The 12,521-nt window shown below is 56.8% G+C and carries 9 protein-coding genes; 6 read left to right on the plus strand and 3 right to left on the minus strand.

The window, feature by feature from the left end; translation table 11 throughout:
• Genes tssC through tssA form a run of 3 tightly spaced genes read right to left on the minus strand, consistent with a single transcriptional unit; the run spans position 1 to position 3,594 of the window.
• Positions 1 to 1,476 carry a type VI secretion system contractile sheath large subunit gene (gene tssC, locus ACZ5M5_RS30145; RefSeq protein WP_464738364.1) on the minus strand — a complete coding sequence of 492 codons (1,476 nt, stop codon included), beginning with the start codon at positions 1,474 to 1,476 and terminating at the stop codon, positions 1 to 3.
• Between the two features lie 25 nt (positions 1,477 to 1,501).
• A complete protein-coding gene (gene tssB / locus ACZ5M5_RS30150; protein WP_060739992.1) occupies positions 1,502 to 2,005 on the minus strand; it encodes a type VI secretion system contractile sheath small subunit in 504 nt (167 codons plus the stop codon).
• Positions 2,006 to 2,037: 32 nt separating this feature from the next.
• Positions 2,038 to 3,594 carry a type VI secretion system protein TssA gene (gene tssA, locus ACZ5M5_RS30155; RefSeq protein ID WP_464738365.1) on the minus strand — a complete coding sequence of 519 codons (1,557 nt, stop codon included), beginning with the start codon at positions 3,592 to 3,594 and terminating at the stop codon, positions 2,038 to 2,040.
• Positions 3,595 to 4,041: 447 nt separating this feature from the next.
• On the opposite strand from tssA, the gene ACZ5M5_RS30160 reads away from it, so the two are divergent.
• The 6 genes from ACZ5M5_RS30160 (at position 4,042) to ACZ5M5_RS30185 (ending at position 12,128) form a co-directional block, all read left to right on the plus strand.
• Positions 4,042 to 6,090 carry a type VI secretion system Vgr family protein gene (locus tag ACZ5M5_RS30160; protein ID WP_060739990.1) on the plus strand — a complete coding sequence of 683 codons (2,049 nt, stop codon included), beginning with the start codon at positions 4,042 to 4,044 and terminating at the stop codon, positions 6,088 to 6,090.
• Positions 6,087 to 6,941 carry a DUF4123 domain-containing protein gene (locus ACZ5M5_RS30165; protein WP_060739989.1) on the plus strand — a complete coding sequence of 285 codons (855 nt, stop codon included), beginning with the start codon at positions 6,087 to 6,089 and terminating at the stop codon, positions 6,939 to 6,941. The genes ACZ5M5_RS30160 and ACZ5M5_RS30165 overlap by 4 nt, the downstream gene beginning before the upstream one ends.
• Positions 6,938 to 7,711 (plus strand): hypothetical protein, encoded by a 774-nt coding sequence (locus ACZ5M5_RS30170; protein ID WP_464738366.1) that lies wholly within the window; start codon positions 6,938 to 6,940, stop codon positions 7,709 to 7,711. Before ACZ5M5_RS30165 ends, ACZ5M5_RS30170 begins: the two co-directional genes overlap by 4 nt.
• 11 nt (positions 7,712 to 7,722) lie before the next feature.
• Positions 7,723 to 9,900: a lipase family protein gene (locus ACZ5M5_RS30175; RefSeq protein WP_464738367.1), complete on the plus strand. Its 2,178-nt coding sequence runs from the start codon at positions 7,723 to 7,725 to the stop codon at positions 9,898 to 9,900.
• 213 nt (positions 9,901 to 10,113) lie between these two features.
• Positions 10,114 to 11,247, plus strand: a complete 1,134-nt coding sequence (locus tag ACZ5M5_RS30180; protein ID WP_464738368.1) for a type IV toxin-antitoxin system AbiEi family antitoxin — start codon at positions 10,114 to 10,116, stop codon at positions 11,245 to 11,247.
• On the plus strand, positions 11,232 to 12,128 hold the full coding sequence (locus ACZ5M5_RS30185) for a hypothetical protein (RefSeq protein ID WP_464738369.1): 897 nt from the start codon (positions 11,232 to 11,234) through the stop codon (positions 12,126 to 12,128). Before ACZ5M5_RS30180 ends, ACZ5M5_RS30185 begins: the two co-directional genes overlap by 16 nt.
• Positions 12,129 to 12,521: the final 393 nt, after the last annotated feature.

Consider the following 12,521-nt stretch of genomic DNA (forward strand, 5'->3'; position numbering starts at 1 on the left):
TTACGCCTTGTCCAATTTGCCAACCAGCGACAGCGTGAAATCGGCGCCCATGTACTTGAAGTGAGGCCGAACGTTGAGGCCAACGCGGTACCAGCCCGGCTCACCGTCCACGTCACTGACAATGACCTTCGCCGCACGTAATGGACGGCGGCCACGGACTTCGGCACTCGGGTTCTCCTGGTCGGCCACGTACTGGCGGATCCAGTTGTTGAGCTCACGCTCCAGGTCCGTACGCTCTTTCCAGGATCCCAATTGCTCGCGCTGCAGCACCTTCAGATAATGAGCCAGGCGATTGACGATCATCATGTACGGCAACTGGGTGCCGAGTTTGTAGTTCAGCTCGGCATGCTTGTCCTCGGCACTGTTACCGAAGAACTTCGGTTTCTGCACGGAGCTGGCGGAAAAGAACGCGGCATTGTCACTGCCTTTGCGCATGGTCAGGGAGATGAAGCCTTCCTCGGCCAATTCGTATTCGCGACGGTCGGACACCAGCACTTCGGTCGGGATCTTGGTTTCGATTTCGCCCATGCTTTCGAAGTGGTGCAACGGCAGGTCTTCGACCGCGCCACCGCTTTGGGGACCGACGATGTTCGGGCACCAGCGGAATTTGGCGAAGCTGTCGGTCAGCCTCGTACCGAACGCATACGCCGTGTTGCCCCACAGGTAGTGCTCGTGGCTGTTGGCAACGGTTTCCTTGTAGACGAACGACTTGACCGGGTTCTCTTGGGGGTCGTATGGGTTGCGCAACAGGAAGCGCGGTACGGTCAGGCCGAAATAACGGGCGTCTTCCGATTGACGGAAGCTCTGCCACTTGGCGAATTGCGGACCTTCGAAATGGTCTTTAAGGTCCTTGAGGTCCGGCAGTCCGGTGAAGCTCTCCAAGCCGAAGAATTTCGGACCGGCCGCGGCGATGAATGGCGCATGGGACATGCAGGCGACACTGGACACGTACTGCATCAATTTCACGTCCGGCGAGCTTGGGGACATGAAGTAGTTGGCGATGACCGCACCCACCGGCTGTCCACCGAACTGGCCGTACTCTGCGGTGTAGATATGCTTGTACAGGCCCGATTGCATGACTTCCGGCGAGTCCTCGAAGTCGTCCAGCAAATCGTCCTTGGACACGTTGAGCATTTCTATCTTGATGTTTTCACGGAAGTCAGTGCGGTCCACCAGCAACTGCAAGCCGCGCCAGGCCGACTCCAACGCCTGGAATTGCGGGTGGTGGAGGATTTCGTCCATCTGGCGACTGAGCTTGGCGTCGATTTCGGCGATCATGCGGTCAACCATGGCTTTCTTGACCGGTTCGCCGCTGTTTTGCGGTTTGAGCAACTCTTCGATGAACGCGGATACACCGCGCTTGGCAATGTCGTAGGCCTCATCGTCCGGGGTCAGGCGGGTCTGGGCGATGATGCGTTCCAGAATGCTGTAATCCGCGTTGTCCTGGCTCTGCTGCTGTACTGCATGGGTACTCATGTTTCGGCTTCCTTGGCTGAAAGAATCAAGCGCTCTTCGCGGTGGTATCCAGACCCAGCTCATCCAGGACGCGACGGCGGGAATCGTCATTGGCGAGTACGCCTTCGATGGCTTTACGAAACGCCGGCGCGTTGCCCAATGGGCCCTTGAGCGCCACCAACGCGTCGCGCAACGCCATCAGTTTGCTGAGTTCCGGTACTTGCTCGACCAGGCTCGCCGGGTTGAAGTCTTTCATCGAGTTCAAGCGCAGCTGTACCGCCAATTCCTCAGTACCGTCCTGTGCCTGGAGACGATTCGGTACGCTCAGGGTCAGGCTCAGCGCTTGCTTGGCCAACACTTCGTCGAAGGTCATTTTGTCGATGCCAATCGGCTTGCGATCCTCGACCTTGCGTTCGTCCTTGCGGTGGGTGTAATCACCGAGCGCCAACAATTTCAACGGCAGTTCAATGTCCTCCCGAGCACCGCCGGTGGCGGGTTTGAAGGTGACGTTGATGCGTTCCTTAGGGGCGACCGAGCCTTCTTTGGCCATGACTTTCTCCTTGCAGTTTGGGACTCTGAGACCTATTCAATGACCCGTTCCAGATCGAGGTGACACAACCTGCGATGGGTCTCTTCCTTGCACTCACGTACAGAGTGGTTCTGTGGCAACAACTCGCAGCAACTGTGCAACAGGTGCAGCACCTGCAGCTCCAGGAGGGGTTCCCAGGCGTTCAGACCTGCGTTTCGTAGCGTCTGATCGAGTACCTCCAGTTGAACCTTGGTGAGTTCGTATTTCCTGGCTGAAAAGCACAGGCGAGCCAGCGCGAACTGCCAGAGGAATCGCTCGCGTGTCCTATGGGCGCCTTGCATGGCTTGCCTGAGCAACTGAACGGCAGGTTTGAGACCGTCCTTGCGCAGGATCGCCTCGGCCTCCTCCAGCGCCAGTTCCCAAGGCGCCTGGTTGTCGGCGACATCGGCTGTGGGTGCCCCGCCGGGGCTTTGCAGGTGAGGCATGACCTGGGCAGCGATCCAACCCCGGGTGGCCGAGTCGGCGAACGGTGTACCGTCATGCCAGCGCAACTCGATAATGCCCGGCAGGCGCTGGATGAATAACGCGAAGTGGATTTCCACCTCACACATGGCCAATTCGGCGTTCAGCCCTTGCAGGCATTCCCAGGCAAGCCTCTGGCCATCGAACCAGAACGGCGCCGTCGCCAGGCTCGCCTCGATATCCACAAGCAGGTCTGCGTAATCGCCCTGTTGGAGTCGGTCCTGATAAGCCTTGAGTTTGTCCGCCGGCAGGCCACGTAACTGGGTGACCTGCTCGGCGTTGCGCTCGGGCAATACATCGATGGCCAGCCAGAGCATGGTGCGACTCAGGCGCAGGGCACGAGCGTCAGTCGCTTTTTGTTTGAGCCACCAGGTGCATAACGGCCGCGCACCTTCCTGCTGGACGCGCAGGGCCTTGTGGGCTTCTTTTTCGTTTTCGATCGGAGTGCCGGGCGTGAACAGCTGGGTGGCAACGTGCTTTACCTGGGCCACAACCGTTCCAATGGCACCCGTTTGCGGCAGGTTTTCGGTGGCCCGCTGGATCATGGTGTTGAGGCGCCGACACAGCGGCAGCAGTAGAGGCGCGTCATCACCCAAGTGGGCGGTGCAAGCAGCGTCGAGGCCTTCCAGTTGCGCCGCCAGATGACGGAATATCGGCAATTGCTCCTTGATCGCAATGTCATCGCCGAACGCTTGCTCAAGGCGAGGCATCAACCAATTGATGCTGGCGGCACGGGTTCGATTTTTGAGCGGATGAATGTCCAGCCAATGGTGCTTGCATAAGTGCTGCAAAAGACCGAGACCCGCCAGCAACCCCTGGAACGACTCACACTGATACAGCGCCCACACCAGCCAGGCCACCACCCGCAGATCCTTCGACTGGGTGCGCAACAACGCTTCACTTGCCTCAAGAACCTTCAGCCAGTCGACATGGCCACTTTCGTGCATCGACTGGGTTTTGCTCACCTCGCGCTCCAAGGCTTCGTATTCATTTGAAAAACGCACATCCGCACCCGCAAAACTTTCCTTGGACACAGGAGTTTTGGCGAGCGCCAGATAATGGACGGACAGTTTTTCGGAATACGACATTCACGCCCCTGCTGAGACAATTCGGTTTGTGGCATGGGTTGTTTGGACGACATGGTTATTGAGTGGTAAATATTCAGCTTCGCTTGTAGGAAGTTTCGCCAAACATCATCCAACCACTTCCCCTGAACTCACACCGCTTTTTTACCAGCCGAACGCCGCGAAGAATGCCAAGGTTTTCAGGATAAAAAAGTAGGAGCTTTCCTTTTTTCAAAGAAACAAATCCAAATAGATATTCGCTGAAACATCCGAAGACGAAACGGTCGTTGACAACATTTGACCCTCCAGTCCAGGCAACGAAAACCACTTCAAATTATTTCATTCGCAACCTCTTTCTCTTACAGAGAAAAGTCCTACATCCTTTTCTTTTTTTACCAGCGCCGGCGCGCGCATCCAGCAAGGCTGCTTCACTGAGAGCAGGAGTCAAAGCCACAGCCCAAGGACGTTCGCATGTTCCATACCCTTGATTTGCCCAGCTTCCATCTCACGATTACGGATCTCAAACATGATCTCCAAGTCGTGGCCTTCAAAGGTTACGAAGCCATCAGCGCACCTTATTCGTTCGACATTGAACTCGTCAGCGAACAAAGCGACATGAATCTGGAACATTTATTAAACAGGCAAGCCTTTCTAACATTCGATAAACAGGGAAGCGGTGTTCACGGCCTGATTTATCGCGTTGCACAAGGCGACACCTGCAATCGCCTGACTTACTACAAAGTAAGATTAGTGCCACGACTGGCTTACTTGGAACACCGCACCAATCAGCGAATTTTTCAACAAACCAGTGTGCCGCAAATCATCACAACGATTTTCAAGGAGCACGGCATTCTCACGGACGCTCATCATTTCCAGTTAAGTGCAAGTTACCCGACTCGTGATTACTGCGTGCAATATGGAGAGTCCGATTTGCACTTCATTGAACGCCTGTGTCACGAAGAAGGCCTGCATTACCACTTCCAGCACAGTGAGTCGGGCCATCAGTTGGTATTGGGTGATGACCAGACCGTGTTTCCTCGACTTGAACAGCGCACTGTTTATAAACACGGCAACGGGATGGTTTACGACGAACCGGTTATCCATCGGTTCGGCCTGCGGCTGGAACCCCGAACCAGCCGCGTCACGCGCCGTGATTACGACTTCAAGAAGTCGACACACCTATTGGAGAGCAGTTGCCAGCCCAGCCTCGAAGCGCTCCGGCCAGACGTGGAGGCCTATGAATATCCGGGTGACTTTACCCAGGAAAAACGCGGCAAGTTATTGAGCCAGAGGACCTTGGAGCGCCATCGCGCCGACTACGTCCAGGCTGAAGGAAAGAGCAATCAGCCGGCACTGACGACGGGACACTTCCTGGCATTGAGTGAGCACCCTCGCCAGGAATGGAATGACCTATGGCTCCTGACCCAGGTGAATCACGAGGGCAAGCAGCCGCAGGTGCTGGAGGAAATGGCCCCTTGCGACACAGGTAGACATGAAGACCACTTCAACCAGGGCTATCGCAATCGCTTTGTTGCCACGCCTTGGAACGCGATCTTCCGCTCGCAGCGGGTTTATCGAAAACCATGTATATCGGGCAGCCAGACGGCAATCGTCACGGGGCCCAAGGGTGAAGATATCCACTGCGACCCGTACGGCCGGGTCAAGGTCCGGTTTTTCTGGGATCGTGCGGGACACTTCGACGACGGCAGCAGTTGTTGGTTGCGAGTTGCTTCCAACTGGGCAGGCAACCGCTACGGCGGCGTCACGATCCCGAGGGTGGGCATGGAGGTGCTGGTGACCTTCATGGAAGGCGATCCCGACAAGCCTTTGATCAGCGGGTGCCTGACCAATAGCGCCAATGCCGCGCCCTACCCGTTGCCGGCGCACAAGACCCGCTCGGTGTTTCGTTCTTGCAGCTCGCCGGGCAGCCAAGGCTTCAACGAGTTGCATCTGGAAGATCGTGCAGGTCAGGAGCTGATCTATCTGCGGGCCCAGCGCGACATGGAACAGAAAATCGAGAACGACAGCCGCCTGGAGATTGGCAACGAACGGCGGGAAACCATCAAGGGTAACAGCATCACCGTGCTGCACGCCGAGGAACATCGGACCACGGCCGCCGACCGCTCGGTCCAGGTCAAAGGCAATGATTACCTGCGCGTCACCAACCGACACACCCGCGTCGATCAGACAATGGTCGTCGAGGCCGGGCAACACGTGCATATCAAGGCGGGTGCCCATCTGGTCCTTGAAGCAGGTGCGACCCTCAGTTTGAAAGCCGGTGGCGAGCACATCGTGATCGACCACAGCGGCGTCTACAGCAGCAGTGCAATCCAGCTCGGCGGCGCGCCCATGGCCAGTATCACCGCATCGTCGTTCACGCCAGGCTCGACGGATCCCTCGCCGGAGCTCGCCCCCACCCAACGTGCCCTGATGGCGGCCAGCAAAGCAGCGGGACTGGATTTCTGCCCTGTCTGCGAGGCTTGCCGTGAGGGTTTCTGCCCAACGGAAGCCACCGCATGACTCACCCACTCCCGCACCGCTGGTTGATCGAACAGCAACGTCTCGGGCATGCCTTGTGCGTCGTCCTGGACTCAGAAAATGAGCACTCCGTGCGCCAGACACTGCTCAAGAGCCGTCGTCCCGACCAATACCTGAGCATCTACGCCCAAACCCCGGTTGCCGAGCTGGGTGACTCCGGGCCCTTTGTGTTCAGCGTCGAGCGGCCCGGCGACGAACCTATCAATGAATTGCTCAACCGACCGGACAACCACTGGGGATGGCTTGCCAGCCTTCCCCAAGGGGGCCTGCCAAGACTGGTGGAGCACTGGCGTGAGCGGTTGATCATTGGAGAACGTCCTCATCAGGTGCTGTATCGCTTCCATGACAATCGAGTCCTGGCCCGGGCGCTCAAACATTTGCCCGTTGAAGCCTATCCGGCTTACCTCGGACCGGCGCTCAGTGTTTGCTATTGGCAGGACACGGGTTGGGCAAGCACGGGCAACCCGGCACCTGGGACATATCCGGTGCCAGATTCACCTCTTTGGTTGCAGATGCCTGCTACCCCGCAACAAGCAACGCAAGCTCGCCTGCTCAATGCCCGCCGTTTCCTGTTGGCCGAGCATGTCCAGGCCTTCGCCACACTTGCCGAACAACAGGACCCGGAAATGTGGTTGCGCGCCACGCTTGATCAGGCCGGGGCATGGCACTGGCAGACGCCTGAGCAGTTGGAGTTTTTGCTGACCCAAGGCCTGCAAGCTCCCGCCTATAGTCGGGCGTCGTACTGGCAAGTACGCCCGGCCGAAAAACCTGACGAGCATTTTGAACGGGTGCGCCTGATGACGGCGTTCTGCCAAGGAGACGCGCCGCTATGAAACTTGCCCTGCGAATTGCCGCTTTGAACGGCTGCCTGGCGATGGCGACAGGTTGTGCCGACAAACCACCGAACACGTTTATTTTCACGGCAGATTTGCCGCCTGACTTTGCCTATCGTGCGGCGGTGTACTACGTCCCCGCCCCAGGCGAAACCTGCACCGTCGAGACCCGATATAACAAAGCACCGGTGTTCAACAGGGCGTGGCGCGAGGCCTACAAACCTGACTCCGAAATCGTCATTCGCCGCACCCGCATGGGCTGCCCGTTGGTGATCAATCGCATCGAACTCCAAATCCACTCCGCCTACGGCAAGGATTGGAGCGATATCAGTCAGGACTCGGCCACGGTCTTGATTCACGATGCCCTGGAAGAACACTACAAAGGTGTTTTCAGCGAAGCGGGTGAAAGTACTTTTTACGGCCAATGCCAATGGTTGTTCCGCACCTCAGGCAAGCCTCGAATCCTCAGGAAAATCCTCGACTGCAAAAAAACCAACCCACAGGTCGAGCTCGGGCGCGGGCGTCCTTTCTCGGCGTACACCCTTGCTCAGCTCCCGGGTAAAACCGTGAGGATGAAAATCAAGCTGGCCCGCGAAGAAAGACCCTACATGGGTGATACCTGGGTAAAGGTGCCCAACGGCTGGAAGCGCTGCATGGGCGATAGTTTCGAAGACCCATACGCATTTTGTTTCGGTAATCACAAAGACTTCAGCGGTTTTCAGATGCCCGACGGACGCAAATGCACTATTTACCCCGGTTGTACGGAATAAGGAGATCACGTATGACGTCGTTTCAAAAGGAATTGGAATCAAGGCTGAGCAGCCGCAATCTGACCTGCCCTGTAGGGGGTAGATGGACCAGCTTTCAGCTCGTCGATGAATGGGGCTCTGGTGAGCCTTATGCGGGGCTGGCCTATGTCACTATCGATTCGGAAGGACAAAGATATTCGGGCAATCTGGATACCAGGGGTATCGGTAAGGTCAACAACCACTATGCCGGGCCCATTGCCCTTACCTTTGAGCAACCGTATCAAGGGGAGGAAAAACTCTATATCGAGCTTCAACGCAGAGCTCACTACCCCCTCAAGATCACTGAACTGCAAGTTCGCGCCGAGCAAACCCGCTACCTGAACCCAAACGCCACCCGCACCCGGGAAAACCCGGCACAAGCCTGCGCAGACGACTTTTTCCAGGTGGAAGTGCGGCATCTGGTCGAGCACGTCGCCCATTTGCCACCCGAGGTGTACCGCCATTACCCGCACCCGGCAGGGCCGGCACGACTGATGGGCGAACATGGCAAGCTCGGCGTGGCTGTGATGCCGCAAAAACACACGGTGCTAGAAATACGGCCGTTGCGTGCCCTGCGGCCCATGCTGTCCACCGCCTCAGCATTCTGCGCGCTCAACTTGTACCAGTTGGCCCTGATGTCGACACTGACCTATTGTGCCTTCGGCCAGAAACCCGACAAGGCTCCGATCACAACAGCGGTGAGCTTCACTCGACAGCCAAGCGTGGGTAACTGGTTCGCCGATGCACTGGCCAAGTCCGAGGAACTCGGGGAGTGCTATCCAGGGCAAAGAAAACCCTACTACCCGCTGTATGAAGACGTGCCCTACTCCAGACGCCTGGAGGTCGTGCCATTCGACCCTGCCCTCTACGCGGTCAACGATCCTGAATTGGGCATACATCAAGAGCATCCCGCCAACGTCCATTTTCTTGACGACACCGGCGAAGAAGACAGCACGGACACCCAGGCCTACATCACCCACAACGACGAGCTGATCCTGATAGCCGTGCGCGGCACCCAGCAACTCGCCGACTTCCTGCGCGACGCCGATGCACGCCAAGTGCCGTTTGAGGAAGGTGTCGGCCAGGTGCATCGAGGCTTCTATGGCGCCGCCAAAAAAACTGCGGCCTTCGTGACGAGTTATCTGGACCGGTTCTACGCCGGGCAAAAACTGCTGATCTGCGGTCACAGCCTGGGCGGCGCAGTAGCATTGCTGCTGGCAGAAATGCTGCGGCGCCGACCGGAAGGCTACACCCTCCAGCTCTACACTTATGGTGCACCTCGCGCCGCCGATGCCACCTTCACAAAAAACGCCGAACCCCTTGTGCACTACCGAATGGTCAACCACAACGACCCGATACCCAGCGTGCCCGGCAGTTGGATGAATACCAAGAGAAACGTTTATGGCACAGGATTGGCCCTTGCATTCGCCAACGTACCGGTCGGCCTTTCCGTGTTCGTCGCGGGCATCACTCGCTGGACGGGCGAACCGTATGAACACCACGGGATCTTGCGACATTTCCTACCGGTGGAGTTCGATCGCAAGGAGCGCTCTTCGATCTTGTGGATGCCCCGTTGCGACACCATCACCCAACACGCCGCCTGCGAGGTGGCCCTCGAGCATAAACATGGCCTACCGGACCGCCCTGCATTACTGGCCCAACTCATCCAGACCGGCAACCATTTCATGCTCCCCAGCTACATCCCCGCTTGCTGGGCGACCTTGCGGCGCTGGCAGGAAGCGCACATAACCGGAAGCACACTGGCGACAAAACGCGAATATGAATGGATCGACAATGCGCTGGCACGCATTACCCAACAGCTGCGTGATGAAGAGCGCTCCCTGGCGGGACGGAGCGCACCCAATGGACGTAGCGAAAGCGATATCAACATTGCGCTCATCCGCGAGGTCGACAAGCTGCACAGCACCCGCGCGCGCCTGGCTACGTTGCGCACTGCATCGGTCAGCGAAAAAGACGTCTATGGGAGCTTGTCGGAACACCCCGAGCAACTGGCACAAGACCTGGCCCGCTGGCAGGCACACCCGGAAAACAGGGAGGAGGAGCAACTGGCGATGGCACCGACCCGGGATGACGACGGTGAATTGATCCGTGGTGCTCACGGATACGCTATTGGTGAACCGTATACGCTGGATCTCGATTCAATCGTTTGATCGGCGTAGCCGCCCCCGAGCGAGGAGCAAGCACCGTCGCCAACCAGCTACAAGCCCGTCCTAACGCGTCTAGGATCCTTATAGGTCAAAAAATGATCTATTATTAGCTTATTAGGCTTATTTAGCTGTTCAGCTAAACACCTAATTTGAGCTAAGGTATTGCTTCTCGCAGAGGTTTTGCTGGCCAGCTAAAGATGGGATTGGAGCTAAGATATGGAACGACATCATGATTGGGACTCCAAGCTTGAGGGTCAGGTCTTGGATAGCTTAGAGCACAGTCTCACTGACGCCTTTGGTCACGAGGCACACGTTAAAGTGCACTCAGGCCTGGATTTTTATCATGGGCATGAAGGCCTAAACGCAAGTCCCGACGGTGTGATCGAGCTGAGCATGTCAGCTAAAGACCTAAAGATCCTCGTCGAGGTCATTGGCAGTGCTTACCCCCGAGACATCCGAGACGCAGTCTGGCGCCTGGACAGTTTTGAACGAAATCGCCTCCGCGATGTGGATAGTGTCCGGATGATTGCAGCGGAATCGCTGAGTCCTGGCGCAAAGAAAGAACTGAAAGAGAGAGACATCGCATTTTTTGAGCTAGGTGGAAGCCTCTACCTAAAACATGGCCACTGGCTAGTTGATATACAGCGGCCATCAAAACCCAACACCTCAAAGCGAGCGATACAGCTTTTTACAGGTGCTCGCGAAAACGTCATTCATTCGCTGCTAATGCACAGTCATGAATGGCTGACAGGAACCGAGCTATCGAATTTGGCAGAAACCTCTCAGTACACCTGCTCACTGGTGCTTCAAGAGCTAACGCAGCGCGAATGGTGCGAGTCTGTAGGTGGAGGGCCGACCCGCCGGAGACGGTTGGTCAACCCTGGAGCCTTACTCGACGCGTGGGCCGAGCAATGGCAGGCGCGAGCACGTGAGAACTCATCCACTTGGTATACGTTTGTGGAAAGCTCAAAGCACCTACTTGCCCGGGTTGCAGAAACAGTTGCCGAAAAGCAGGTCGATTATCCATGGGCATTCACAGGGACCGCTGCTGGAAACGTATTCGCACCCTTGCTCACAAGCACAGACACCGTCGACCTGATTGTTCCTAAGGGGTATACGCAGGACATGGCGGATATGCTCGGGCTCAAGCCCGCAAAAAAAGGGTCGAACGTAACCATCACTGAGCGTGAAGGCGCTAGCTTGCTATTTAGGCAGCCGCACCCTGAATACCCTGCATATTTTGCAAGCCCATACATTCTGTATCTTGATCTCCTTGATGGTAGAGGGCGAAACAAAGAGCTGGCTGAGCACATCAGGAATTTTTTGGAGGTTGAATGGGCAAGGAATTGAAACCCCGCACGGCTGCGGGGTACGACGCTGATGTGACGAACGCCTGTGAGAGGACCTTGCTTACGCTACTCAGTGCGTTTGGTAATTTGAAGGACACATTGCGCTTAGTCGGCGGCCTAGTGCCTCGCTATCTGACTCCAGAGGCACCACCAGAGGTGCCAACGCATGCGGGTACGTCTGATGTAGATATTGTGCTGAACCTGGAAGTCCTAGCGACCGGCGACGAATACGTTAGCCTTGCCGATCAGTTGAAGGCGCGAGGATTTGTACGTTGGGTCGAGAATGGAAAACCAACGTCTTGGAGATGGCGCAGACAAGTTGATGAGCATATTGAGGTCGTCGTAGAGCTACTGCGTGATGCCGGTGACGAGCAACCTGGAAAGGCCGTAAGCGTCAGCGGTGAGCAGGTCTCAGCACTCACCATTAAACACGCCAGAATCGTGCACGACTGGTATCAAGAAAAAGAGGTCGGTGCTCAACTGCTCGACAGTGGAGGAATGTCGGTCGATATCATACGTTTTGCAGACGTGCCTGCATTCGTGATTCTGAAAGCGCTTGCCCTTGACCAGCGGCAAGAGAACAAGGATGCAGCGGATCTCATCCATGTAGTTCGGTACTCAGGCTCACTTGAAAATGTTGCCAGGCTTTTTGTCGAGCGAATTCGCACGGGGAGGCATGGAGAGGCCGTAAGCGATGGGTTGGCTGCATTGGCCCGGCGTTTTGGCGATGATCATTTCAGCGAAGGTTTTGAAAAGGTGGGGGCAGTCGCATACGCACGGTTTCATGGCGGCGAAGATGAAGACGACCTCATTAGCGCACAGCGTTATGCGGCAGGCTTAATTCAAGGCTTGCTCGCAGAAATTGAAGCTCAAATGGCCTGACTTCAGGTTGTTCAAACACCTTTAGACTGCACTCTGGCATGACCGCTGTGCTGCCGCCATCGCGAGCAAGCTCGCTCCCACAAGGCGGTGGCGGTGGACGTACATTTTGTGGCGAGGGGATTTATCCCCGCTGGGCTGCGCAGCAGCCCCAAAAAGGCCGGCGCATTCCTACAGAAAAACCGCTGCGCCACCGAGCGGGAACGAGCTCCTTCGCCCCGAATCCTGGGCATTACGAAGGCTTGTTTATTCTCCCTTCGCAACGCTTCCACCAAGCTACGAATCCTTGCGCCATTGCCTACAACTACGCCAGAATCCGCCCGCTTGTGCGCCTTGCCCCCGGGTTCTATCGTTTCCCTGCCACTGCCCATCAGTGGTCGGGTTTAGTAGCCCGGG

This window comes from Pseudomonas sp. Van50 (genome assembly GCF_055390755.1).

What these genes read in the sequence shown, in the direction of transcription:
- tssC (WP_464738364.1), bottom strand. Translation starts at nt 1,476, where the DNA reads ATGAGTACCCATGCAGTACAGCAGCAGAGCCAGGACAACGCGGATTAC.
- tssB (WP_060739992.1), bottom strand. Translation starts at nt 2,005, where the DNA reads ATGGCCAAAGAAGGCTCGGTCGCCCCTAAGGAACGCATCAACGTCACC.
- tssA (WP_464738365.1), bottom strand. Translation starts at nt 3,594, where the DNA reads ATGTCGTATTCCGAAAAACTGTCCGTCCATTATCTGGCGCTCGCCAAA.
- ACZ5M5_RS30160 (WP_060739990.1), top strand. Translation starts at nt 4,042, where the DNA reads ATGTTCCATACCCTTGATTTGCCCAGCTTCCATCTCACGATTACGGAT.
- ACZ5M5_RS30165 (WP_060739989.1), top strand. Translation starts at nt 6,087, where the DNA reads ATGACTCACCCACTCCCGCACCGCTGGTTGATCGAACAGCAACGTCTC.
- ACZ5M5_RS30170 (WP_464738366.1), top strand. Translation starts at nt 6,938, where the DNA reads ATGAAACTTGCCCTGCGAATTGCCGCTTTGAACGGCTGCCTGGCGATG.
- ACZ5M5_RS30175 (WP_464738367.1), top strand. Translation starts at nt 7,723, where the DNA reads ATGACGTCGTTTCAAAAGGAATTGGAATCAAGGCTGAGCAGCCGCAAT.
- ACZ5M5_RS30180 (WP_464738368.1), top strand. Translation starts at nt 10,114, where the DNA reads ATGGAACGACATCATGATTGGGACTCCAAGCTTGAGGGTCAGGTCTTG.
- ACZ5M5_RS30185 (WP_464738369.1), top strand. Translation starts at nt 11,232, where the DNA reads ATGGGCAAGGAATTGAAACCCCGCACGGCTGCGGGGTACGACGCTGAT.